General features: G+C 72.5%; 20 protein-coding genes. 6 read left to right on the forward strand and 14 right to left on the reverse strand.

All coding sequences use genetic code 11. The features are described from left to right. The first annotated feature begins 22 nt into the window (after positions 1–22). Positions 23–484 carry a MaoC family dehydratase gene (locus TU31_RS21915; protein WP_026169316.1) on the forward strand — a complete coding sequence of 154 codons (462 nt, stop codon included), beginning with the start codon at positions 23–25 and terminating at the stop codon, positions 482–484. Between the two features lie 73 nt (positions 485–557). On the opposite strand, the gene TU31_RS21920 is transcribed toward TU31_RS21915, so the two are convergent. Further along, on the reverse strand, positions 558–1187 hold the full coding sequence (locus TU31_RS21920) for a TetR/AcrR family transcriptional regulator (protein ID WP_042157304.1): 630 nt from the start codon (positions 1185–1187) through the stop codon (positions 558–560). A 130-nt stretch (positions 1188–1317) separates the two neighbouring features. Beyond that, positions 1318–2469, reverse strand: coding sequence for an acyl-CoA dehydrogenase family protein (locus TU31_RS21925; RefSeq protein ID WP_042157306.1), 1152 nt, complete (start codon positions 2467–2469; stop codon positions 1318–1320). A gap of 74 nt (positions 2470–2543) precedes the next feature. Between TU31_RS21925 and TU31_RS21930 the strand changes: the two genes are divergently transcribed. Next, the gene (locus TU31_RS21930) at positions 2544–3191 is read left to right on the forward strand and encodes a TetR/AcrR family transcriptional regulator (protein WP_042157308.1); all 648 of its coding nucleotides are present in this window, start codon (positions 2544–2546) and stop codon (positions 3189–3191) included. A gap of 31 nt (positions 3192–3222) precedes the next feature. Here TU31_RS21930 and TU31_RS21935 read toward each other — a convergent pair whose 3' ends face one another. The 8 genes from TU31_RS21935 to TU31_RS21970 all read right to left on the reverse strand — a co-directional run bounded on the left by TU31_RS21935 (position 3223) and on the right by TU31_RS21970 (position 13672). Then, on the reverse strand, positions 3223–4314 hold the full coding sequence (locus TU31_RS21935) for a serine hydrolase domain-containing protein (RefSeq protein WP_042157311.1): 1092 nt from the start codon (positions 4312–4314) through the stop codon (positions 3223–3225). Between the two features lie 321 nt (positions 4315–4635). Further along, a complete protein-coding gene (locus tag TU31_RS21940) occupies positions 4636–6006 on the reverse strand; it encodes an MFS transporter (protein WP_042157314.1) in 1371 nt (456 codons plus the stop codon). A 173-nt stretch (positions 6007–6179) separates the two neighbouring features. After that, positions 6180–7262: a Zn-dependent alcohol dehydrogenase gene (locus TU31_RS21945; protein ID WP_042157317.1), complete on the reverse strand. Its 1083-nt coding sequence runs from the start codon at positions 7260–7262 to the stop codon at positions 6180–6182. An 85-nt stretch (positions 7263–7347) separates the two neighbouring features. After that, the gene (locus TU31_RS21950; protein WP_042157319.1) at positions 7348–8745 is read right to left on the reverse strand and encodes an aldehyde dehydrogenase family protein; all 1398 of its coding nucleotides are present in this window, start codon (positions 8743–8745) and stop codon (positions 7348–7350) included. A gap of 127 nt (positions 8746–8872) precedes the next feature. After that, positions 8873–9772, reverse strand: coding sequence for an NAD(P)-dependent oxidoreductase (locus tag TU31_RS21955; protein ID WP_042157322.1), 900 nt, complete (start codon positions 9770–9772; stop codon positions 8873–8875). A 230-nt stretch (positions 9773–10002) separates the two neighbouring features. After that, positions 10003–11370, reverse strand: a complete 1368-nt coding sequence (locus TU31_RS21960; RefSeq protein ID WP_078885894.1) for an MFS transporter — start codon at positions 11368–11370, stop codon at positions 10003–10005. After that, positions 11371–12822, reverse strand: coding sequence for a CitMHS family transporter (locus tag TU31_RS21965; protein ID WP_042157324.1), 1452 nt, complete (start codon positions 12820–12822; stop codon positions 11371–11373). It lies immediately after the preceding gene. Between the two features lie 193 nt (positions 12823–13015). Then, the gene (locus tag TU31_RS21970) at positions 13016–13672 is read right to left on the reverse strand and encodes a TetR/AcrR family transcriptional regulator (RefSeq protein ID WP_042157327.1); all 657 of its coding nucleotides are present in this window, start codon (positions 13670–13672) and stop codon (positions 13016–13018) included. Between the two features lie 139 nt (positions 13673–13811). On the opposite strand from TU31_RS21970, the gene hmgA reads away from it, so the two are divergent. Then, positions 13812–15137, forward strand: a complete 1326-nt coding sequence (gene hmgA / locus TU31_RS21975; RefSeq protein ID WP_042157330.1) for a homogentisate 1,2-dioxygenase — start codon at positions 13812–13814, stop codon at positions 15135–15137. Positions 15138–15153: 16 nt separating this feature from the next. Beyond that, on the forward strand, positions 15154–15900 hold the full coding sequence (locus TU31_RS21980; protein WP_042157333.1) for a GntR family transcriptional regulator: 747 nt from the start codon (positions 15154–15156) through the stop codon (positions 15898–15900). A gap of 272 nt (positions 15901–16172) precedes the next feature. Here the strand turns inward: TU31_RS21980 and TU31_RS21985 are convergent, their stop codons facing one another. Continuing rightward, entirely contained in the window at positions 16173–17564 is a 1392-nt protein-coding gene (locus TU31_RS21985) for an MFS transporter (protein WP_042157335.1), read from the reverse strand. Positions 17565–17783: 219 nt separating this feature from the next. On the opposite strand from TU31_RS21985, the gene TU31_RS21990 reads away from it, so the two are divergent. Next, positions 17784–19034 carry a type ISP restriction/modification enzyme gene (locus TU31_RS21990; protein ID WP_042157338.1) on the forward strand — a complete coding sequence of 417 codons (1251 nt, stop codon included), beginning with the start codon at positions 17784–17786 and terminating at the stop codon, positions 19032–19034. Positions 19035–19301: 267 nt separating this feature from the next. On the opposite strand, the gene TU31_RS21995 is transcribed toward TU31_RS21990, so the two are convergent. From TU31_RS21995 to TU31_RS22005, 3 genes are all read right to left on the reverse strand, one after another. Continuing rightward, entirely contained in the window at positions 19302–19565 is a 264-nt protein-coding gene (locus tag TU31_RS21995) for a hypothetical protein (protein WP_042157340.1), read from the reverse strand. Positions 19566–19836: 271 nt separating this feature from the next. Then, positions 19837–20643 (reverse strand): SGNH/GDSL hydrolase family protein, encoded by an 807-nt coding sequence (locus TU31_RS22000; protein WP_042157342.1) that lies wholly within the window; start codon positions 20641–20643, stop codon positions 19837–19839. Positions 20644–20889: 246 nt separating this feature from the next. Continuing rightward, positions 20890–21600, reverse strand: coding sequence for a YoaK family protein (locus TU31_RS22005; RefSeq protein ID WP_042157344.1), 711 nt, complete (start codon positions 21598–21600; stop codon positions 20890–20892). A gap of 224 nt (positions 21601–21824) precedes the next feature. On the opposite strand from TU31_RS22005, the gene TU31_RS22010 reads away from it, so the two are divergent. Next, positions 21825–22937 (forward strand): DUF5925 domain-containing protein, encoded by a 1113-nt coding sequence (locus TU31_RS22010; protein ID WP_042157347.1) that lies wholly within the window; start codon positions 21825–21827, stop codon positions 22935–22937. Positions 22938–22970 lie beyond the last annotated feature (33 nt).

Below are 22970 nucleotides of genomic sequence, written 5' to 3' on the forward strand. Positions count from 1 at the left end.
ACCCCGAGGAGGCAGACGAGAGATGGCAGAGCCCCGAGTGTTTGGATCGCTCGACGAACTGCGGGCCGCGGTCGGTGAGGAGCTGGGTACCAGCGACTGGCTGGAGATCGACCAGAAGCGGATCGATCTGTTCGCCGAGGCCACCGGCGATCACCAGTGGATCCATGTGGACCAGGAGAAGGCCGCGGCCGGCCCGTTCGGCACCACCATCGCGCACGGCTATCTGACGCTGTCGCTGCTGCCCGCCCTCGTCCCGCAGCTGATGCGGGTCGACAACGTGAAGATGGGCATCAACTACGGCACCAACAAGGTCCGCTTCCCCGCCACCGTGCCGGTCGGCTCGCGGCTGCGCGCCACGGCCAGGATCGCGGACGTGACCGAGGTGTCCGGCGGCGTCCAGCTGGCCACGGTCGTGACGATCGAACGCGAGGGCGGCGACAAGCCGGTCTGCGTCGCGGAGACGGTCAGCCGCTTCTATCTGTGACCGGCGGGCCGCCCCGGCCCGGTGGCCGGGGTGCCGTCCCCGGCCGGCGCCGGGTGCCTCGCGGCGGCGCGCCCTAGGCGACCGGTGCACCCACCATGCGCAGGACGAGGTCGGCGTACAGCGTGCCGACCTCGTCGGGGGTACGCGGGCCGTCCGCGGTGAACCAGCGGGCGACGTCCACACACAGCGACAGCACCGCGAGGGTGGTGCCCGGCACGTCGTCGGCCCGGAACTCGCCGCTGTCCGCGCCGTCCTGGATGATCTGCCGCAGCAACCGGTCGGTCCGGCGGCGCAGTCCGGCGATCTCGGTGTAGTGCTCGGGGCTCAGCGCCTGGAGTTCGTACTGGATGACCCGGGCGGTGGTGTGGTGCTCCGCGTGCCAGCGGGCGAAGGTGCGGACGGCGTCGCGGAGCCGCTCGGCGGCACTGCCCTGGGCCTCGGCGGCGGCGCCCATGATGCGCAGCGCCTTCTCGTGGCCGATGCCGCTGATGCGGTAGAGCAGCTCTTCCTTGGTCTTGTAGTGGATGTAGAGGGCGGCCGGGCTCATCCCGGCGCGGCCGGCGATGTCACGGGTGGTGGTGGCGTGGTAGCCGCGTTCGGCGAAGGCCTCGACGGCGGCGCTGACCAGCCGTCGCGCGGCGTCCGGGGTCACCCCGGCCCATTCCTCGTTCTCCTCTTTGGCCCGCTCCGCCGCCGCACCCATCGCGCACCCCGCTCCTCGACCCGCCAGGGACCCTCCTCTGACGGATCGAACACCATATCGCGCCGCTGAGCAAGCGCTTAGGGCGCGGCGGGCGGGCCGGCGGCCCCGTGGCCATGCGGGCCGGACGGCTTCAGAAGGCCGAGACCCCCGTCAGCGCCCGCCCGATGACCAGCTTCTGTATCTGGCTGGTGCCCTCGTACAGCGTCATCACCCGCGCGTCCCGCAGCAGCTTGCCGACCGGGTACTCGTCGATATAGCCATAGCCGCCGAACACCTGGAGGGCGTTGTTGGCGGCGCGCACCGCGGCCTCGGAGGCGAAGAGCTTGGCCTGGGACGCCTCGGTGCCGAACGGCTCGCCGCGGTCGATCAGATCGGCGACCCGCCAGGTCAGCAGCCGCGCGGCCGCCACGTCCACGGAGATATCGCTGATCAGCTCCTGCACCAGCTGGTGCCGGGCGATCGGCTTGCCGAACTGCTCGCGCTCGCCCGCGTAGCCGAGCGCGGCGTCCAGGGCGGCCTGGGCGATGCCCACGCAGCCGGCGGCGACCGACATCCGGCCCTTGGCCAGCGCGGACATCGCGACCGAGAACCCCTTGCCCTCGGGGCCCAGCATGGCGGTGGCGGGGACCCGTACGCCGTTCAGGGCCAGCTCCGCGGTGGCCTGGCCGCGCAGCCCCAGCTTCCCGTGGATCTCCCGGCGCTCCAGACCGGGGCTGTCGGCCGGGACGAGGAAGGCGCTGATGCCCTGGTGGCCGGGGGCGCCGCCGGTGCGGGCGAAGAGCAGCACCACATCGGCCCAGGTCCCATTGGTGATGAACATCTTGCTGCCGTCGATGACATAGGAGTCCCCGTCACGGACCGCGCGGGTGGCGAGGTTCGCGGCGTCGGATCCGGTGCCCGGCTCCGTCAGGCCGAAGCAGCCGACGGCCTCGCCGGAGGTGAGCCGCGGCAGCCATGCCCGCTTCTGTTCCTCGTCGCCCCATGCCGCGATGGTCTTGGCCACCAGCCCGAGGGAGACCGAGACGATGCCGCGCACCGAGGAGTCCCCGCGGCCCAGTTCCTCGGTGACCAGGACGTAGGAGAGGTGGTCGCCGCCCGAGCCGCCGTACTCCTCGGGGACGGTGAGCCCGAGGAAGCCGAGGCCGCCGAGCTTCTTCACGATGCCGCGGTCGACCTGTTCGGTGCGGTCCCAGGCGGTGACGTACGGGGTGATCTCGCGGTCGGTGAAGTCCTTGGCGAGCTGCCGTACCGCGGTCTGCTCCGCGCTGAGCTCCAGGTTCATCTCGGGCCCCTTGTGGACGAGAACAGTTAATTAGCACTGCTAGTTTTTGGCGGGCAGCCTCTACTATGTGCGGCATGGCCCGACCCCGCAAGCCCCTTCTGAGCCGCGAGCGCATCGTCTCCACGGCGCTGGCGCTCATCGACGCCGAGGGGCTGCCGGCGCTCTCCACCCGGCGGCTGGCGGCGGAGCTGGGCGTGAGCGGGCCGTCGCTCTACAACCACTTCACGACCAAGGACGAGATCCTCGACGCGGTGGCCGACACGGTCATCGCCAAGGTCGATGTGTCGGCGTTCGAGACGGGCACGGACTGGCGCGCCGGGCTGCTCGACTGGGCCCGCTCCTACCGCGCGGCGCTCGCCGCCCATCCGCACATCGTGCCGTTCCTGGCCCAGGGCCCCGGCCGCCGCCCCGCCGGCCTGAAGATGGCCGACGCGGCGTTCGGCGGGATGGTCGAGGCGGGCTGGCCGCCCGCCCAGGCCACCAGGGTCTGCGCCATGGTCCGCTACTTCGTGGCCGGCTCCGCCCTGGGCTCCTTCGCCCGCGGCTTCGTCGACGACCCGAGCGCCTACGACCCCGCCGACTACCCCCACCTGGGCCAGGCGCATCTGCTGGCCGAGCATCAACGCCAGGTGGACGAGGGCGCGTTCGAGACGGGGCTACGGGCCCTGGTGGACGGCCTGGCGCTCCAGCACCCGGACCTCGTGCCGCCGGAGGGGAGCTGACCGTACGGCGGGGCGGGCCGCCTCGACACCCTCAGGGTGCAGGCTTCCCCAACGGCTCGATCGCAGCCGACACTTCAGCCAGAAGCGTCTCGACTTCCGCTCCCCAGCGCGAGCTGACCACCAGGTCCCGTGCGGGGTCGACCCAGAGCAGGTGTCCGCCCCCGTTGCCGCGGGCGCAGCGCCCGGTGGACGGGGCCTTGGGCCAGACCGTTCGATGGTCGTTGAGCCACCATGACAGCCCGTAGTGGGGCTTGACCGGGCAGGGCCGCCACATTTCCTCGACCCATCGGCCGGACAGCAGCCGGTGCCCGCCCCATTGTCCGCGCCGCAGGCAGAGTTGTCCGATCCGGGCGAGGTCGAGGGCACTGATCCACAGTCCGCCGCCCCAGTGCGCGCCGCCCGACACCACGGGGAGGCGCCGGCCGCCGACCTCGACCGCGGAGTCGGCATAGCCGTGCCAGGACCAGCCGGACGACGCCCCGATCGGTTCCATGATCCGCTCGTGCAGCGCCTCGGGCAGGGGGCGGCGGAGCAGCACGGTGAGCGCGAGGGCGGTCAGATTCACCCGGACGTCGTTGTAGGCCCAGCCGGCTCCGGGAGGGCCGCCGGCCGACTCGGTTCCCTCGCGGGTGCTCTGGGCGTCGACCGAGGTGGGCTTGCCCCACAGTTCGCCCTCCCACTGGCTGGACTGGTCCAGAAGGTGCCGCCAGGTGATCTCCTGACCGTGCGCGTCGCCGAATTGGGGCAGATCGATCGACCGGCACACCGGTTCGTCCAAGCGCAGCAGCCCGTCGTCGAAGGCCAGTCCGGCTACCAGCGACAGGACACTCTTGGTGGCACTGAAGGCCATTTCCTCCCGCTCGGGGTCTCCCCAGGCCGCAAGGACCGTTCCCCGCCGCACGACGACCCCGCTCGCCCCCTGCCCGTCGAGCAGGGGGCCCACCACTTCCCGATGTGAGACATCGGAGACCTGGGAAGCCAGGTAGGACCGCATGTCCTGGATCCCCGGTATCGCGCGCTCCGCCTGCTCGCTTGCGGCACGTGCCAGACGGCTGGCATCCACCCCCGACCACGGGTCGTCGCCGTGCCCGCCCGCGTCCAGGCACGCGCCCACGCTTTCCATCAATCCGCCCCCTACGCCTCTATGGACCGTCCGGTGACCCCTGCGCCATGAGCCACCCGGCCGTCTCCGACACAGCGATCTGCCGGGTCCGTGCGCCGCCTACTGGCGCACCCACCTGACCCCTGCGCCAACTCGCACCGCTCTTCCGCCAGGGCCGGCGCCGCGGAAACCGTCGGACAGACCACCACGGTCGCCGACGGCGGCTCTCCGGGCACCGGCCTCGTCATTCTGCACCGCGCCGTCCGGCCGGCGACGAACCGTGCGCGGGGAAGCGGTGCACCACCGCTCCCCCAGGCCGGTCCGCGCCCTGCGGGACACCCCTTAGAGCCGGCGCCCCGGCTCGGCCCCACCGCCCGGTGCAGGCGCCGTCCCGGCACGCCGGATCAGCAGCCAGATGGACGCCAGCGCGATGACGGACAGCGCCATGATGTAGCCGGCCACCGCCATCGAGGTGCCGGTCGCCTCCAGGAGCAGCACCATCACGAACGGGGCGAGTCCGCCGCCCAGGATCGCGCTGATCTGATAGCCGAGCGAGGCGCCGGTGTAGCGCATCTCGGCGGTGAACAGCTCGGCGAACAGTGCGGCCTGCGGGCCGTACATGACGCTCAGGAAGCAGCTGCCGACAAAGGTGCCGACGGCCAGCCACACCAGCGACGCGGTGTCGATGAGCAGGAACATCGGCACCGCCCAGAGCAACAGCCCGACGGCGCCCGCGGCATAGACCCGCAGCCGGCCGATCCGGTCGGAGAGCGCCGCGGCGGCCGGGATCAGCGCGAGTTGGGTGAGGCTGACCAGCAGCGACACGGCCAGTACGGAGGTGCGCCGCATCTCCAGCTCGCGGGTGGCGTAGTCCAGGACGCCGGTGATGAGGATGTAGAACGTGGCGGTGTTGACCGCGAACGAGCCGCCGGCCAGCAGGACGGTGCGCAGATGGTGCCGCAGGATCTCGCGCAGCGGAGAACGGCGCGCCGCGGCGGCCTGCTCGGTCGCCGCCAGCTTCGCTTCCGCGGCCCGGAACGCGGGGGTCTCCTCGACGTGGGTGTGGATATAGCGGGCGAGCAGGAGCACCAGGACGCCGACGAGGAACGGCAGCCGCCAGCCCCAGGTGCCGAAGGACCGCTCGTCGGTGACCGCGCCGGCCAGCAGGAAAACGGAGTTGGCGGTCATCACGCCGAGGGGGACGCCGAGTTGCACCAGCGAGCCGTAGAGCCCGCGCTTCCCCTCGGGGGCGTATTCGGTGGCCATCAGCATCGCGCCGCCCCACTGGGCACCGACCGCGATGCCTTGCAGCAGCCGCAGCACGACCAGCAGGACCGGTGCGGCCAGCCCGATGGTGGCGTAGGAGGGGAGCAGGCCGATGGCGGTGGTGGCCAGCCCCATGACGGTCAGTGCGAGCACCAGCATGGGCTTACGGCCGTGCCGGTCCCCGAGCTGACCGGCGATCACCCCGCCGACGGGACGGGCCAGGAAGCCCACCGCGAAGGTCGCGAACGAGGCGAGGACACCGGCGGCCGGACTGTCCGAGGGGAAGTAGGCCGGGCCGAGGACGAGCGCGGCGGCGATACCGAAGACGAAGTAGTCGTACCACTCGACGGCGGAGGCGAGGGCGGCCGCGGTGGCGACCCTGCGGCGGCTGCGGGCGGAGGGCGGGGTGCCGGTGTTGCCGTGTGGCGCGGAGGGGGCCGTATCCATGCGTGCACACTCCGAGGGGTGCGGGGAGGGAGGGGGGCGGCGCCGTGATGTCGGGCGACCGTACCGACCGGCCGGTACGGCGTCAACGGATCACGCAGCACGACTTTCCGGCGCCGCCTGCATGCGGGGGCCAGGGCGCTCCCCGCAGCCCCCGCCCCCGCCGTCCTCGCCCCCTAGAACACCACCAACGCCCGTCCCCCCTTGCCCGCCAGCATCGCGTCGAAGGCCGCCGGGATGCCGTCGAGGCCGATCCGGTCGGTGACCAGGGTGGAGAGGTCGAACGCGCCGGAGCGGATGTGCCGGGCGATCAGCGGGAGGTCGCGGGCGGGGTCGGTGTTGCCGTAGACGCAGCCGGAGAGGGTGCGGCCGAAGTAGAAGAGTTCCAGGGCGGAGAAGGACACCTGCTGGTCCTGGCCGCCGATGCCGACGACCGTCGTGCGGCCGCCGCGGCGGGTCGCCGACCAGGCCGTACGGATGGTGTCGGCGCGGCCCACGCACTCCACGGCGACATCGGCGCCCAGGCCGCCGGTGAGCTTGCGGACGCGCTTGGCGGTGTCGTCGCCCGCCACCACGAACTCGGTGGCCCCGGCCGCGCGGGCCAGTTCCTCCTTCTCGGGCGAGACGTCCACGGCCACGATCGGGCCGGCGCCCGCGATCCGCGCCGCCTGGAGCGTGGCCAGGCCCACCCCGCCCACGCCGAAGACCACGACCGACTCCCCCGGCCGCACCTGGGCGCTGTGGTGCACGGCGCCCCAGCCGGTGAGCACCGCGCAGCCGAGCAGCGCGGCATCGGCGAGCGGTACCCCCTCCGGCAGCGGCAGCGCGGCCCGTGCGGAGACCACGGTCTCCTCGGCGAACACGGCGGTGCCCAGGCCGGGGTAGAGCTCGGTGGCGTCGTCGGCGCGCCGGGCGTACGGGGCGTTCGCGGCGAGGCCGGAATGGGCGCACAGCCAGGGCTCGGACAGTCCGCAGAAGTGACAGTCGCCGCAGGACGGCGCCCAGTTGAGGACGACCTGGTCGCCGGGGGCCACGGTGGTCACGTCGGGGCCGACCGCGGTGACGGTGCCCGCGCCCTCGTGCCCGAGGACGGCCGGGGCGGGCTGGCGCAGGGTGCCGTTGGACAGCGACAGATCGGAGTGGCAGACCCCGGCGGCGGCGAGCCGGATACGGACCTGGCCCGGGCCGGGCTCGGGCAGCTCGATCTCGGTGATCTGGAGGGGGGCGTTGACGGCGGGCAGTACGGCGGCGCGGACCACAAGGACTCCTCGTGCGCAGGGCGGCGGGCGGGGTGGTACGGCGGCGTGGTGGGGCGGTGGCGGCCGCCCTCACCGGCCGGACGGGTCAGAACTGGAGGGACTTGGTCTGGAGATATTCGGTCAGGCCGTGCGGGCCCAGTTCCCGGCCGACGCCGGACTGCTTGTAACCACCGAACGGGGCGAGGGGATTGAAGCGGCCGCCGTTGATGTCGACCTGCCCGGTGTGCAGGCGGCGGGCGAAGGCGACCGCCGTGGCCTCGTCGCCCGCCCAGACCGCACCCGCCAGGCCGTAGACGGTGTCATTGGCGATCCGCGCGGCGTCGTCCTCGTCCTCGTACTTCAGGATCGACAGGACCGGGCCGAAGATCTCCTCCTGGGCGATGGTCATCTCCGGGGTGACGTCCGCGAAGACGGTCGGCGCGACGTAGTAGCCGGGACCGGCGTCGGGTGCCTCCGGGCCGCCCGCCACCACCCGCGCCCCCTGGGCGATGCCCTGCTCGATATAGCCGCGCACCCGGTCCCGCTGGGCGGCGTTGACCAGCGGGCCGATCCTCTCGCCGGGGACGTACTTCGCGGCGGCCGCCGTCGCCAGCTCCACCGCCTCGGCGTAGTGGTCCCGGTGGACCAGCATCCGGGTCCAGGCGCTGCACGTCTGGCCGGAGTTGGCCATGACGTTGGCGACGCCGACCGCGACCGCCTTCGGCAGATCGGCGCCGGGCAGGATGACATTGGCGGACTTGCCGCCCAGCTCCAGCGCCACCCGCTTGACCGCGGCGCCCGCCAGGGCACCGATCCGCTTGCCGACGGCCGTCGAGCCGGTGAAGGAGACCAGATCGACGCCGTCGTGCTCGGCGAGCGCCTGCCCGGCGACCGGCCCGAGGCCGGTGACCAGGTTGAAGACCCCCGCGGGTATCCCGGCCGCGTCGACGCACTCCGCGAACAGCTGGGCGACCAGCGGGGTGTCCTCGGCGGGCTTGAGCACCACCGTGCAGCCGGCCGCGAGCGCCGGGGCGACCTTGGCGACGATCTGGTGGAGCGGGTAGTTCCACGGCGTGATCGCGCCGACCACGCCGACCGGTTCGTGCAGCACGGTGGAGTTGCCGATGGTCTCCTCGAAGGAGTACGTACGGGCCAGTTCGGCGTAGGAGCCGCAGACCGCGACCGGCACCCCGGCGTGCACCGCCGTACTGAAGGCGAGCGGTGAGCCGAGCTCGGCGGTGACCGTCTCGGCGATCTCCCCGGCGCGGGACGCGAGTTGATCGCGCAGTGCGGCCAGCCGGTCCGCCCGCTCCTCGGGCGGGGTCGCGGCCCAGCCCGGCAGGGCGGCGCGGGCGGCCCGCACGGCGGCGTCCACGTCCTGCGCGGACCCGGCCGGGACGGTGCCGATGACCCGCCCGTCGGCCGGGTTGACGACCTCGATCGTCCCGCCGCCCTCGGCGGGCCGCCAGCTTCCGTCGATGTACATCGCGTCGTGCTGCTTCACGTCGTGGTCCTCTCGCGCCGGCCGATGGTCATCCGCCCTAAACTAGCGCCGGTAGTTTTGCGCCGCCAGGGCTCCGCCGCCCGCTGGGAGGTGACGGTGGCCACGAGCCTAGGAGATGCCCCCGCCCTCACCCCTTGGCGGACGGCTTGCGCATTTCCTCGATGACGCTGATGAATCCCGCCTTGCCGTGACCCGCGGCGATGGTCCGGTCGGCGAGGCCCTTGACGGCGTCGAGCACCTCGGTGTTGAGGCCGCGGTCCACGGACGCCTCGATGATGTGGGCGATGCCCGCGGCCTCCATGACGATGTTGTCCTGGTCGCCCGGGAAGACCCCGCGGTCCGCATCCCGTGCCCAGCCCGCGGCGAGCGGCGGCAGGATGCCGACGATCGCGTCCGTGAACGGCACGAACTTCTCAGCCGCCACGCCCTCGGCGCCGGCCAGCGCGAAGGCGTGCACCAGGCCCGCTATCGCGGAGTAGAAGAAGCCGAGCAGGGCGAGGTCGTACACCGCGGCCGCGCCGTGGTCGGCACCGAGGTACGCCGCCTGACCTCCCAGCACCTTCAGCGTCTCCTCGTACGTCTCGAACGCCTGCCGCGAACCGCTGTAGAGAAGGGTCGCCCCGGGGGTGCCGATGTCCGGCGTCGGCACCATGACCGCACCGTCGAGGTAGTCGATGCCGTGCCCGGCGGCCCAGGCGGCGGCGGACCGTGCGCGCTCCGGGGTGTCGGAGGTGAGATTGACCAGGACCCGGCCGGACAGCCCGGGACCGGCCGGTTCGAGGATCTCCAGGGCCGCGGCGTAGTCCAGTACGCAGACGATCACCAGCGGACTGGCGGCCACCGCGTCGGCCACCGTGTCCGCGCGGACCGCGCCGCGCTCCACCAGGGCATCGGCCTTGCCCGGCGTACGGTTCCAGACCGTCGTGGGGTGCCCGGCCCGGACGAAGGCGCCGGCCAGTGCGCTGCCCATGGCGCCGAGGCCGAGCACGGTCACCGGGGTGCGGGGGTCGTTCGGGGTGCTGCTCATGGTGTGCTCCTCATCCGCTGCGCGGGCCCGGCCCACTGCCCGGCCCGCTGTGCACACCACCCTGCCGAGCTGCGCTTATGGTTCCCTTCGGGTCTGCTTACGGCCCTTCGGGCGGGCTTCGGGCGGGCTTACGGTCCCGTGGTCTCTTGGGGCGGGCCCGCGGTCCCATGGGTCCCTCGGGCCGCGGCGCCGGTCTCCTGGCGCGGGCCCGCGGCCCCCCCGGGGAGGCTTTACGGCCCCTTGGAGCGGGCCTGTTGAGCACCGGCTCCCTTGTCCACCCGCCCCGGCCCGGCCTCCTCTGCCGGCCCGGCCTCCTCTGCCGGCCCGGCCTCCTCCCCCGCCGGCCCGGTCTCGTCCGCCGACGGCTTCACCACCCCGCCGCCGCTCGCGGTTCCGGCGTCCGACGCGCGCCCCGTACGGCCGGCCATCGCGGCGGAGGTCAGCAGCAGCGCGCCGAGCAGGACGAAGGGCGCGGCGGTGCCCGCGACACCGGCGAGCAGTCCGGCGCCGGCCGGGGCGGCGACCTGGCCGAGGCGGTTGCCGGTGAGGCGGAGCGCCAGCGCCGTACTGCGGGCCCGTTCGGGGGCGGCCTGGACGACCGTCGTCATCGACAGCGGCTGGCCGACGCCGAGACAGAAGCCGAGGGCGAGCAGCATCGCGGCCAGCGCCCACACCGGCACCGGCAGCACCAGACCGCCGCACAGCACACCGGCCAGCGCGCAGCTGACGGCCATCAGCGCGGTACGCCCCAGCCACCGGATCATCGGCGTCATCACCAGCCGGCAGGCGATGGTGGCCGCGGCCCGCAGGCTGAGCAGCAGACCGATGGCGGTGGGGGCGATGGCGCGGTCCTCGCCGATGACGGGGAGGTAGGCGGTGAGGATGTCGGTCGCCGACAGCACGGCCAGGCTCATGAAGATGCCGGCCGGTACACCCCGAGTCCGCAGGATGCCGCGGACCGGGACCGGCGGTCCGGCGGCCGGGGCCCGGGTGCCGGACGGGGCGGTGCGGGCGCGCTGTTCGAGCCGCCAGAGCGAGGCGTACGAAACCGCGGCGACGGCGCCGGAGACCAGCAGGGCGGTGGCGCTCGTCGGGGCCATCCGGCCGTCGTGCTCGGAGATGACGAGCCCGGCGGCGACCGGACCGATGAGCTGGCCGAGGGAGGCGCCGATGGTGAAGTGGCCGAAGTTGCGGTCGCGGTCCTCGGGGGCGCTGCGGCGGGCGACGATCGACTGGGCGCCGATGACGAAGCAGAGGTGCCCCAGGCCCATCACCCCGCTCCAGGCGGCCATCGCGGGCAGTGAGCCGGCCAGGCCGCTGAGCGCGCAGCCGCCGCTGATCAGCGCCACCCCGACGACCAGCAGCGGGGCGCAGCGGCCGTGGTCCGTGCGGCGGCCGAGCGGTACGGCGACGAGCAGCGGCAGCAGCGCGTAGACGGCGGTGATCACGCCGACGGCGCGTTCGTCGGCGCCCAGGGCGAGGGCCCGGTAGGAGACAGCCGGCCTGGCCATGCTCACCGCTCCTTGCGCGAAGGAGAAGGTGAGGACCAGACGCAGCAGCCAACTCCTGCCGGGCCTCGCGGTGTTGGTGGCGGTCATCTAGATGATGCCGAAGAGCACACCGGCACACAGGACCACCAGGGAGGTCAGTGCGGCCCATTTGACGGTGAATTTGGTGTGGTCGCCGAACTCGACCTTGGCCATCCCGACGAGGACGTAGACGGCGGGGACGAGCGGGCTGGACATGTGCAGGGCCTGGCCGACGAGGGAGCCGCGGGCGATCTCGATGGGCGCGACGCCGTGGGCGGCGCCGGCCTCGGCGAGGATCGGCACGATGCCGAAGTAGAAGCCGTCGTTGGACATGAAGTAGGTCAGCGGGATGCTGAGCACGCCGGTGACGATGCCCATGTGCGGGCCGAGCGCGTCGGGGATGCCGCTGACCAGCCAGCGGGCCATGTGCTCGACCATGCCGGTGCCGGTGAGCACACCGGTGAAGACCGCGGCGGCGAAGACCATGCCGGAGACGTTGAGCACGTTCTCGGCGTGCGCGGCGACGCGGGCCTTCTGGTCCTTCATGTGCGGGAAGTTGACGGTGAGCGCGAGGGCGGCGCCGATCAGGAAGAGCACCGGGATCGGCAGCGTCTGGAGGATCAGCAGGGTGAGCAGCGCGAGGGTGAGCGCGGCGTTGAACCAGTAGAGCTTGGGGCGCAGGGTGGCCCGCTGCGGGTCCAGGACCTGGAGGCCGTCGTCGTCGGCGGCCTGCTCTCCGAAGCCGGCGGCCGGCCCGTCGTCGGAGCCGGTGCCCGCGCCGCCGGTGGTGGGCCGCGCCTCGGCCGGGGCGCCGCCCGTGCCACCGGTGCCCGCACCGACCAGAACCTGTTCGGTCTCGTTCTCGGGCACGGTCTCGGTCACCAGCGTGGTGTCGCCGAGGGTCAGCACGCCGAGCCGCTTGCGCTCGCGCCGGCCGAGGACATACGCGAGAGCGAAGACCGCGACCAGGCCGACGGCCAGCGCGGGGATCATCGGGACGAAGATGTCACCGGCGTCGAGCTTGAGCGCCGTGGCGGCGCGGGCGGTCGGGCCGCCCCAGGGGAGGGTGTTCATCACGCCGTTGGCGGTGGCGGCGACACCGGTCATCACCACGAGGCTCATCTTCAGCCGCTTGTAGAGCGGGTAGAGCGCCGAGACGGTGATCATGAAGGTGGTGGAGCCGTCGCCGTCGAGCGAGACGATCGCGGCGAGCAGGGCCGTACCGACCACCACCCGCACCGGATCGGCCTTGCAGAACTTGAGGATGCCGCGGACGATCGGGTCGAAGAGCCCGACGTCGATCATCACCCCGAAGTAGATGATGGCGAACATCAGCATCGCGGCAGTGGGGGCCAGGTCGCCGATGCCCTTGAGGACGTAGTCGCCCAAGTGCGCGCCCTGTCCGACCAGGACGCAGAACAGCGCGGGAATCAGCACCAGCGCTGCCATCGGTGACATCTTCTTCATCATGATCAGCACCAGGAAGGCGGCGATCATGACAAATCCGAGGATTGTCAGCATTAGGGGTTACCTCACGTTCGCCCTTGAACATCTGCCGGGGGTGGCGGTTCAGGCGACGTTAGGTCCCGCAAAGTTTCGTTAACAAGGTCTTGACGCGCGAGCAATACGAGCAAAACCCCAGGTCAATAGGGATCTCACCGGACGGGCCTGCGCACAACCGGCGCACCGGACCCGCGCCGCCCGCCGCCGGTGCTCACCCCTCCCCCGCGCCCGCCCCGTCCAGATACCGCGACAGATAGGCCCGCAGCAGCAGCTTGGTCTCGGTGACGAGTGCCGGGTCACCGGCCGGATCCGTACGGAAGGCGAGCTGGAGCAGCGCGTCGGCCGTCTCGACACCGACCAGGAAGGCGGTGCGCAGCCGTTCGTCGGCGGCGTCCAGACCGAGCGGGCCGGCGAAGAGGGCCAGCAGCCGGTCGGCGACCTCGTAGTTGGCCTGCCGGGCGGCGCTCGGGGCGGGGACGGTGAACTCCACCAGGGCGAAGCCCGGCACCGTCCGCTTCATGGCGAGGTACTCGTCAACCACCACGTCCACCGCATGGCGCCATGGGAGCGGGGTGTGTGCCGGGGCGGTCAGCCGGGCGGTGATGCGGTCCGCGTAGGCGTCGAGATTGCGCCGGGCCAGGGCCTCGGCCATGGCGCGCTTGTTGGGGAAGAAGCGGTAGACGGAGCCGATCGGGACCCCGGCGCGGCCGGCCACGGCCCGGGTGCTCAGGTCCTCGTACCCGGTCTCCTCCAGCACTTCGGCACAGGCGTCGAGGATTCTGGCCAGCCGCTGGGCGCTGCGCCGCTGGACGGGGGCGCGGCGCAGGGCGGCGGACGGCGGGTCGGGGTCGGGGGTCGGCTGCGGCACCCCACCATCCTGCCCGCCTCACGGGCGGGCGGTACCTGAGCGCCCTGATCCGGCCGACGCGGCCGGGACTCTCCGTTGACGCCTCCCCACCGCAATCCTAAGGTCTTGCATAGGATTCCTTGAGCGGCGGGAGCACGCGATGGCAGGCACGGGCAACGAGCAGGCGAGGAAGACGGCCGAGGGGCTGGCGTACCACACCGGCTTCGGCAACGAGCACAGCTCGGAGGCCGTCCCGGGCGCGCTGCCGACGGGCCGCAACTCCCCCCAGCGCGCACCGCTCGGCCTGTATGCCGAGCAGCTCAGCGGGTCGGCGTTCACCGAACCGCGCGGCCACAACCTCCGCTCCTGGCTCTACCGCATCCGCCCGTCGGCCGCGCATCCGCCGTTCGTCCGTGCCGAGCGGCACGCGCTCCGCTCGGCGCCGTTCACCGACTGCACCCCCGACCCCAACCGCCTGCGCTGGAACCCGCTGCCCGAGCCCGCCGGCCCGGCCGACTTCCTGGACGGCCTGTGGACCCTGGGCGGCAACGGCGACGCCACCCAGCGCACCGGTATGGCCGTCCACCTCTACTACGCCAACACCTCCATGGAACGGCGGGTGTTCGGCAACGCGGACGGCGAGCTGCTGATCGTGCCGGAACGGGGCGGGCTGCTGCTGCGCACCGAACTCGGCCTGCTGCACGCCGCACCGGGCGAGGTGGCGCTGATCCCGCGCGGCGTCCGCTTCCGCGTCGAGCTGCTGGACGACACCGCCCGCGGCTATGTCTGCGAGAACTACGGCCGGCCCTTCCAGCTCCCCGACCTCGGCCCGATCGGCGCCAACGGCCTGGCCAACGCCCGGGACTTCCGCGCCCCGGTCGCCGCCTACGAGGACGTCGAGGGCCCCGTCGAGGTCGTCAACAAATTCTGCGGCCACCTCTGGACGGCCACCTACGACCACTCCCCCCTGGATGTCGTCGCCTGGCACGGCAACCACGTCCCGTACGTCTACGACCTGCGCCGCTTCAACGTCATCGGCTCGATCAGCTACGACCACCCCGACCCGTCCATCTTCACCGTGCTCACCTCCCCCTCCGACACCCCGGGGCTGGCGGGCGTGGACTTCGTGGTCTTCGCACCGCGCTGGCTGGTCGGCGAGGACACCTTCCGGCCGCCCTACTTCCACCGCAATGTGATGACCGAGTACATGGGCCTGATCGAGGGGGCCTACGACGCCAAGGCGGAGGGCTTCGTCCCGGGCGGCGGCTCGCTGCACAACATGATGTCGGCGCACGGGCCCGACCGGGAGACCTTCGACCGGGCGAGCGCCGCCGAACTGCGGCCGCAGAAGATCGACGACGGTCTGGCCTTCATGTTCGAGACCCGCTGGCCGCTGACGCTCACCGAACAGGCCCGGGACGCCGGCCATCTTCAGCGCGGCTACGACGACGTATGGCAGGGTCTCCAGCGCCACTTCCGTCTGTGACACCGGGGAACACCTCGTGACCACCTTCGCTCCCGACTCGCTCGCCCTGAACCGCAAGCTGCCGCTCTGGTATCAGGTCTCGCAGTCGTTGCGCGCCTCCATACTGGGCCGCTCCCCGGAGGCGCCGCTGCGGCTGCCCACCGAGGACGCGCTCGCCGCGCACTACGGCGTCAGCGTGCTGACCATGCGCCAGGCCCTCAAGGAGCTGGAGACGGAGGGCCTGATCAGCCGGCACCGGCGCCGGGGCACCTTCATCGAACCGAGCGCCCAGCGCGGTGCGCCGGTGCGGCTGCTGGGTTCCGTGGACGCCATCGTGGCCCAGCAGTCCGGGATGCGCACCGAACTGCTGGAGCACGGCCCCACCCCGGTGCCAGCCGAACTGACGGAGTTCTTCCCGGACCTGGCGGAGGTGGCGGGCTTCCGCCGGCTGCGCAGCGACGAGAAGACCGGCGAGCCCACCAACCACGCGTGCAACTACGTCCGCCCCGAGGTCGCCGCGGCCATCGATCCGGCGGATCTGCTGCGCTGGCCGATGACGAAGGTGCTGCGGGACACGGTGGGCGTACGGATCAGCCGGATCACCGACACCGTCGAGGCGCGACTGGCCGACCCGGAGACCGCGCGGCTCCTCGAAGTCCCGCTGCTCAGCCCGATCCTGCACTACACGGGCGTCAGCTACGACGCGGACGGCCGGGCGGTCGATGTCGCCCGGATCCATTACCGGGGGGACCGCTTCTCCTTCACGGTCACAATGGATTCTTGAACGTTTTTGGCTTTCCCGCCGTGGTGGTTTCTCGCCGTTGCGCCTGCGGCGGGCCGGGTGGTTTGTGGGTGCGGTGACGGGCCTCCGGGGCAGGGGTGTGGGACTGCTTCGCTTTACGTCCCACACCCCTGCCCCGGAGGCCCGTCACCGCACCCCGACAGCCCCGCGCAGCGGACCCGGCCCGCCGCAGGCGCCACGGCGGGGGCACCGCGCAAGCGGGCAACAAACGGCGAGCAACACCCACGGCGGGAAAGACAAAAACGTGGGAAGGCTTAAATTCTCTCAAGGCTCCGCCCCGTACTACGCGGCCCCAGCAGCGCCACGTCCACGCACAGCAACAGCATCAGCGCCGCCGAGCCGGTGAAGACCGCGGCCGCGCCGAGGGTGGTCAGCACGCTCAGGGCGACGAACGGCAGCACGACCGAGGTGAGCCGGGACAGCGAGTAGGCGATACCGATCGCACTGCTGCGCAGACCGGTCGGGAAGAGCTCGGTCTGGTAGACGTGGAAGGCGTTGGAGAAGACATTGCTGCACACCGTCAGCAGGAAGCCGAAGGTGACGATGGCCCAGGTGGCGGTGGCGAAGCCGAAGGCCAGACCGCAGCCGGCGATACCGAGCGCGGAGGCGATGATCAGCGTCCGGCGCTCGATCCGGTCGATGAGCGGGATGGACAGCGCGGAGCCGAGCGGATAGCCGCAGAAGCTCAGCGCCGCGTACAGCAGCGACTCGGTGACGGTGTGGCCCTTCGCGGTGAGCACCACCGGCGCCAGCGAGCCGAAGCCGTAGTAGCCGACGGTCTGAAGGACCTGGAAGATCCACCACATCACGGTGCGCCGCCGCTGGTCGCCCCGGAACATCTCCGCCAGCGGCACCTTCCGCTCCGGGACGGTCTCCGCCTCCGGTACGGACGGCAGGCTGCCACCGGTCTCCCGGGCCACCCGCTCCTCCAGCCCGGCCACGATCCGTTCGGCCTCCGCACCGCGCCCCTGCACCGTCAGCCACCGTGGCGACTCCGGGAGCCGGCGCCGCATCAGCTGGAGGAACGCGGCCCCCAGCGCACCGGCGACCAGCAGCCAGCGCCAGCCCTCGATGCCGAACAGCCGGTGCGCGGCCACCAGCCGGGCACCGAGCAGCGCGGCGACCGGAACCCCGACAAAGCCGAAGGTGTACGCGTAGGCGATATAGCGGCCCCGTACCGCCCGGGGCAGGAACTCCGCGAGATAGGTGTCCACCAGCACGAGTTCGGCGCCGAGCCCCAGACCGGACAGAAAGCGCAGCACGAGCAGCCAGGACAGATCCGGCGCTGCGGCGCCAAGCAGCGAGAAGAACGCATATCCCCCCAGGTTGACCAGGAACATCCGGCGCCGCCCGAAGCGGTCGGCGAGCACCGACAGCACATTCGCGCCGACGAACATCCCGAGGAAACCGGCGGCGATCACCCAGGACTTCGCGGTGTGCCCGAGGTGCCACTGATCGGCGAGGACCGCGGCCAGCACCCCGCCGAGGAAGATCTCGTAGAGGTCGAAGAAGGCGCCGATGCCGACGATGAGGGTGAGGCGGCGGTGCCACCGGGACGGCGGCAGCCGGTCCAGCCGGGCCGCGGCCCGGGCACCGATGGGGGTCCCCCCGCGCCGTTCAGGCGTGGAGGAGGTGGTGTCCGTCATGACGGTCCTCCCCTGAGCAGGTCCCGGCGCGCGCGGGACGGAGCCGGGTCCGCACCGCGTGGTCGGGCGTACGGCGAGGACCGTACTCCGTCAAGATCAGCAAGCGGAAGACCGCCTGCGTCCGTCCTGGAAGAGTGGTATGGCCTGCGGATTCGGTGCGGTCTCGGGGGCGCTGGATACCATGCCGGGGTCAACCGAACGGTCCGGGAGGGGCTCCGCGTGACGGCGAAGCAGGACGCGCCACGGCTGTCCGATCTCATGCCGTGGTCCGTGGCGCCGCTGCGGCTCGGCCGTTCCTGGGTGCGGGCGCCGGATCCGGCCACCCTGCGGGCCCGTTGGGCGGCGCTGGTGGCCGCCGAGGACGCGGCGGAACGCGAGCGGCTCTTCCGGCCGTCCCGGGCCCGGACCCTGCACTCCGCCGTCGGCCAGCTGCCGGGCCAGGCCACCCCGACCGGTCGGCTGTACCGGGCGAGCGGACCCTGCCCCGAACCGGTGCGGATCCTGCACGGCCCGTTCGACCAGCAGTGGCTGCTGCCCGACCACCGGCTGCTCGACGGGGCGCGCCCGGAGCTGTGGCGGGTCGCGGACGCCCGGCAGCTGTTCGCGGTCGAGTGGCCGCAGGTGCCGCAGCTGCCCGGCCCGGCCGTGCTGTGCTCGGCGCTGCTGCCGGACGGACGGTCCCCGGCCGGCCGCCCCGGACGGATCCACCCCCTCTACCGGCGGCCCGGCGGGCAGGAGCCGAACATCGCGCCGGGTCTGCTCGCCCTCCTCGGCCGGCGCCTGGACCGCCCGGCGGGCCCGACGGACCTGCTCGCCTGGCTCGCCGCGAGCGCCCACCACTCCCCCGACGGCTGCACGGTCCCGCTCACCACCGACCCGGAGCTCTGGGACCGCGGCGTCGCACTCGGCGCCCGGCTGCTGTGGCTCGGCACCCGGGGCGCCCATGTGCACGGGGACGACGGCGGGCAGGCCGGCGAGCGGCCACGGATGCCGGGCGGCCGGCGCCCGTACGTGCGGTCCGCGCTGCCCGCCCGCGGACTGCCCGAGGCCCTCGGCTACGACCCGGAGGAGGAGGCGCTGCTCCTCGGCAGCGGCCGGATCTCGCCGGTGCCGTCGGGCGCCTGGGACTTCCACGCGGGCGGCGTCCGGGTTCTGGAGGCGTGGTACGCCGAGCGCACCGGCACGGGCACGGAAGGGCCCGAGCCCGGCTCGCTGGCCGCGCTGCGTCCCGACGGCTGGCCCCAGGAGTGGACCTCGGAGCTGCTGGAGCTGATCACCGTACTGGCCCTGCTGGCCGAACTCGCTCCGGAGTGCGCTGAGTTGAGGCGGCGAACGGCGGAGGCGGCACAGCTGACGGCGGGGGAACTACGGGCGGCCGGAATCCTCCCGGCGCCGGTCTCCGCACACCGCCCGGCCTCCGTGCTCGATCACCACGAGGAGGGACCGGAGGGGCAGTTCGCGCTGCTGTGAGCGCCGGACACGGGTCGAGGCCCGTCGGGCCGCGCACAGCAAACCACCCGCCGCGGTATGAGCGACGGGTGGTGGGGAGTGCTGCAACCGGCCGGGCGGGGACGGGGCCGGGCGAAGAAGTGAGCGGCTCACGGCACCTCCGGGGCGAGGGGTCCCACCCCGGCGAACACACCGACGTACTGGTGGCGCCGCCGGCCTGATGAGCGATCGGACCGCAGTGCCGCGCCGGGACGGTGTGATCGCCCGAGATGCCGCTTCAGAAACGGGTCAGCCGTGCCCGCCGAACAGCGAGCGCCGCAGCCTGCGCAGCGGTGCGAACAGCGACACCCTCGCGCCGCGGCCGTTCCTCGTACGCGAGTGATCGCGCGCGGTGAGCTCCTGCATCAGCGACGTCGCGCCCTCCACCTCGCGCTGCGGGATGGCAGGGCCACCCAGCACCGCGAGATGGCGGTCGAGACGCGCACTGGTGGCGCCGCTCCCGCATTTGATGGCAGGGACTCTCGCCCTGCTACGCACTGTTATCTGTTCCATGACTCTCCCCACCCTATGAGGGCACCCCGGCCCGGGCAGGGTAACCCTATCTCTCTTGGAGGACACGCGTGCAGACCGGTCACCGGATTCACCTGCCTCGCTCTGACGTTGACGAACACCATACGGAATGTCACGTACAAGGCTTGGATCAGGGCGAGTTGAGCAACCGTCGGACTTCGGCGCGGGCGGTACGGGGGGCCTGACGGACCGCCGGAACGCACAAGGAGAGACCGGGATCACGGCCTCTCCCCGGCGCCCGGCGTACGGGTCGTCACGCAGCGGAGGCGAACACCGGCAGATAGCCGCCGGACTGGCCGGTGGCGGTGGGGTGGTAGGACTCCAGGACCGGGAAGGTCACGCTGTGCAGCCAAGCGCTGCCGGAGCACAGCTCATGACCGGAAAAGGTGGCGTTGACATCGGCGAAGGTGAAGCCGTGGTCGGCGGCCCGCTTGGCGGTGACGCCGTTGATGTGGTCGGCGGCGGCGTTGATCGCGGCGCGGGACTTCTCGGAGAGACCGGCGATACAGGTTCCCTGGAGCTTGTAGAAGCGCGGGTAGCCCAGGACCACCACATGCGCGGCGGGGGCCTTCTGCGAGATGGCGTCGTACACCTGGTCGAGCCGGCCGGGCAGGGTGGTGTCGATGTAGGTCCTGGCCTGGGCGATGCGGGCCAGGCAGGCGCTCTCGCCCTGGAGCGCACAGGTCGTCATGGTGTCGGCGAATCCGGCGTCGTTGCCGCCGATGGAGATGCTCACCAGGCCGGTGGAGCTGCTGAGCGGTGCGAGTTGTCCGCTGAGAACATCACCCGTTCGGGCGCCCGAACAGGCGGTGAACCGGAAGGAAGAGGGGGAGTGCGCGGCGGCCCAGAGGGCCGGGTAGGCCTTGGTGCTGCGCTTGCAGGAGCCGCTGGCACTGTCGTAGCTGCCGGCTCCGACACCGGAGGAGTAGGAGTCGCCGAGGGCGACATAGCCCGTGGCGGTGGGGAGTTGGGCGGACGCGGCGGCGCTCGCGCCGGTGAGCGCGAGCGCCGTGGTGACGAAGAAGGCGGACGTCAAGGCCGCGAATCGGGACAGTTTCATGGAACCTCCCTTAGCAGGAGCTCTGCCCTATCTGTCGTAGCAAGACTCGCGGGTAGCCGGAAGTGTCCATGCCAAAAGTTGTTCGCGGTTCACGGCAAATCTGCGGATGTGGGCGGAGGTTCACCGCCATGTCATCGTCTCGGCACGGCGTGCCGATGAGCCCCGGGAGACGCCCCGAGGTGTGCACCCGGCCCGGCCTGCCCGCCCGTGGCGCCTCTTGACGGCCCCTCGGCGGCACCCCGCGCGTCACTCCTCGCTGTTGCGGCGACGGCGGGCGAGGCCGGGCACGAGAAAGGCGGTGGCCGCAACGAAGACGGCCACCAGCAGGAGCACCAGTGTCGGACGGGTTCCCAGACCGAGCAGCCCGGCCCCGAGGAGGCCGCCGGCGAACATCGAGACGACCGAGAGCAGCCGGCGGCCCGCGCTGTGCCCGCCGTACCCCAGCCGCGCGTCCCGCCCCAGCGGCGACGCGCTGACCAGCGCCGTCATCGCCCGGGTCTCCACGGTCGTGGTGAGATCGGGCGGCGCGGCCCGCATGGCGGTGACATTGCGCATGCCCATCGCCACCGCCATCAGACCGATGACGACATCACGCCGGCCCTGCGGCAGCCCCGGGACCGCCCCCGACTCCCAGGCCGCCGCCGCGGCCGCGATCAGCAGCGCCGCCTCCACGGCCAGCGCCACCGGGAACCACTGGGAGGCCCGTTCGGCCAGCATGGACTCCATCCGCGCCCCGAGGACCGCGCCCAGCACGAAGGCCCCGAGCGAAATCGCCGTCGCCACCACCGGGAGCCCGCCCTGCCCGGCGATACCGAAGCCGAGGAAGAGCAGATTGCCGGTCTGGGTGGCGGTGAAGACCTGACCGAGCGCCAGAAAGCTGACGGCGTCGAGCATCCCGGTGGCCACGGTCAGACAGACCATGACCACCGTCAGCGGGGTTCCGCTCGGCGGCTCCACGGACGCGACTCCTTCCCGCGGTCACCTCACCTCGCGGCACGTCCTCCCAGTCTCCGGACGGCCCGCCCGACGGACCGTCATTGCGCCGTCTGTGGGCGGCCCGTCGCCACCGGCCCCGGGTCCGGCCGCCTCCCGGCCCCGGCCCTTCGCCGCCGCGCCCGGCTCCGGGGAAACGCCGGGATAATCCGTGTACGTGGCGGCCCGCCGTGACGGATCATGGCCGCATGTGTGCCGATCACGTCCAGCCGTCCGCCGCCGAGGAGTCCCTTCCGCTCCGGCTGACCATGGACGACAGCGATTCGCCCGCCGATGTCGTCGACGCGCTCTTCCTGGGCCGGTTCGCCAGAGGAGAGCAACCGTACGCCCGCAGCCGGTCCGTGGACCGGGTCCGCTCGGGCCTGACCCTGCTGCCCCCGGGCGCCCGGGTCCTGCGCTCGGCGAAGGACGAGGACCGCAGCGCCCTCCTCGCCGAGGGCGACGGTTTCACCCTGCTGGTCTCCCGCTGGAACCGCGGCGCCGATGTGACGGTCACCGCCGTCACCGACGAGCTCGCCGAGGAGGTGCTGGGCCAGGCCGCGGACGGGGCGGAGGACGAACCGGAGCCGCAGCCGGAGAACGTCCCGATGGGCTTCTGGTACTTCTCCCCGCGCCGCGGGCCGCACCGTACCTCCCGGCAGATCTCGGCGGGCACCTGGGAGGAGATCCGCCCCAACTACACGGCGCCGGTGGCCGACGCCATGGACCGGCTGATGAAGGTGGCGCCCGAGGAGATCTCCGGCCGGCTGCTGTTGCTGCACGGCCCGCCCGGAACGGGCAAGACCTCCGCGCTGCGCACCCTGGCCCGCTCCTGGCGGGACTGGTGCCAGGTGGACTGCGTGCTGGACCCGGAGCGGCTGTTCAACGACGTCGGCTATCTGATGGACATCGCGATCGGCGAGGACGACAGCACCGGCAAGGGCCGCTGGCGGCTGCTGCTCCTGGAGGACTGCGACGAGCTGATCCGCGGCGAGGCCAAGCACGCCGCGGGCCAGGCCCTGTCGCGGCTGCTCAACCTGACGGACGGTCTGCTGGGCCAGGGCCGGAACGTCCTGGTCGGGGTGACCACCAACGAGGACCTGGAACGCATGCACCCGGCCGTGGTCCGCCCCGGCCGCTGTCTGGCCCGTATCGAGGTCGGCCCGCTGAGCCGCCCCGAAGCCGCCCACTGGCTCGGCACGGACCAGGGCATCGGCCGCGAGGGCGCCACCCTCGCCGAGCTCTACGCCCTGCGCCGCGGCACCCGCCCCGCCTCGGTCCCGCCCCAGGACTCGGGCGCGGACGCGGGGATGTATCTGTGAACCGCCAAGCAGCGGGCCCCGCCCCTCTCCGCG

The organism is Streptomyces lydicamycinicus (assembly GCF_000829715.2).
Taxonomy (GTDB): domain Bacteria; phylum Actinomycetota; class Actinomycetes; order Streptomycetales; family Streptomycetaceae; genus Streptomyces; species Streptomyces lydicamycinicus.

Excerpts from the sequence above, each read along its gene's own strand:
- TU31_RS22000 (WP_042157342.1), bottom strand. The coding sequence starts at position 20,643 with ATGAAACTGTCCCGATTCGCGGCCTTGACGTCCGCCTTCTTCGTCACC.
- TU31_RS22010 (WP_042157347.1), top strand. The coding sequence starts at position 21,825 with ATGTGTGCCGATCACGTCCAGCCGTCCGCCGCCGAGGAGTCCCTTCCG.
- TU31_RS21935 (WP_042157311.1), bottom strand. The coding sequence starts at position 4,314 with ATGGAAAGCGTGGGCGCGTGCCTGGACGCGGGCGGGCACGGCGACGAC.
- TU31_RS21955 (WP_042157322.1), bottom strand. The coding sequence starts at position 9,772 with ATGAGCAGCACCCCGAACGACCCCCGCACCCCGGTGACCGTGCTCGGC.
- TU31_RS21995 (WP_042157340.1), bottom strand. The coding sequence starts at position 19,565 with ATGGAACAGATAACAGTGCGTAGCAGGGCGAGAGTCCCTGCCATCAAA.
- TU31_RS21925 (WP_042157306.1), bottom strand. The coding sequence starts at position 2,469 with ATGAACCTGGAGCTCAGCGCGGAGCAGACCGCGGTACGGCAGCTCGCC.
- TU31_RS21915 (WP_026169316.1), top strand. The coding sequence starts at position 23 with ATGGCAGAGCCCCGAGTGTTTGGATCGCTCGACGAACTGCGGGCCGCG.
- hmgA (WP_042157330.1), top strand. The coding sequence starts at position 13,812 with ATGGCAGGCACGGGCAACGAGCAGGCGAGGAAGACGGCCGAGGGGCTG.
- TU31_RS21960 (WP_078885894.1), bottom strand. The coding sequence starts at position 11,370 with ATGACCGCCACCAACACCGCGAGGCCCGGCAGGAGTTGGCTGCTGCGT.
- TU31_RS21965 (WP_042157324.1), bottom strand. The coding sequence starts at position 12,822 with ATGCTGACAATCCTCGGATTTGTCATGATCGCCGCCTTCCTGGTGCTG.
- TU31_RS21920 (WP_042157304.1), bottom strand. The coding sequence starts at position 1,187 with ATGGGTGCGGCGGCGGAGCGGGCCAAAGAGGAGAACGAGGAATGGGCC.
- TU31_RS21930 (WP_042157308.1), top strand. The coding sequence starts at position 2,544 with ATGGCCCGACCCCGCAAGCCCCTTCTGAGCCGCGAGCGCATCGTCTCC.
- TU31_RS21940 (WP_042157314.1), bottom strand. The coding sequence starts at position 6,006 with ATGGATACGGCCCCCTCCGCGCCACACGGCAACACCGGCACCCCGCCC.
- TU31_RS21985 (WP_042157335.1), bottom strand. The coding sequence starts at position 17,564 with ATGACGGACACCACCTCCTCCACGCCTGAACGGCGCGGGGGGACCCCC.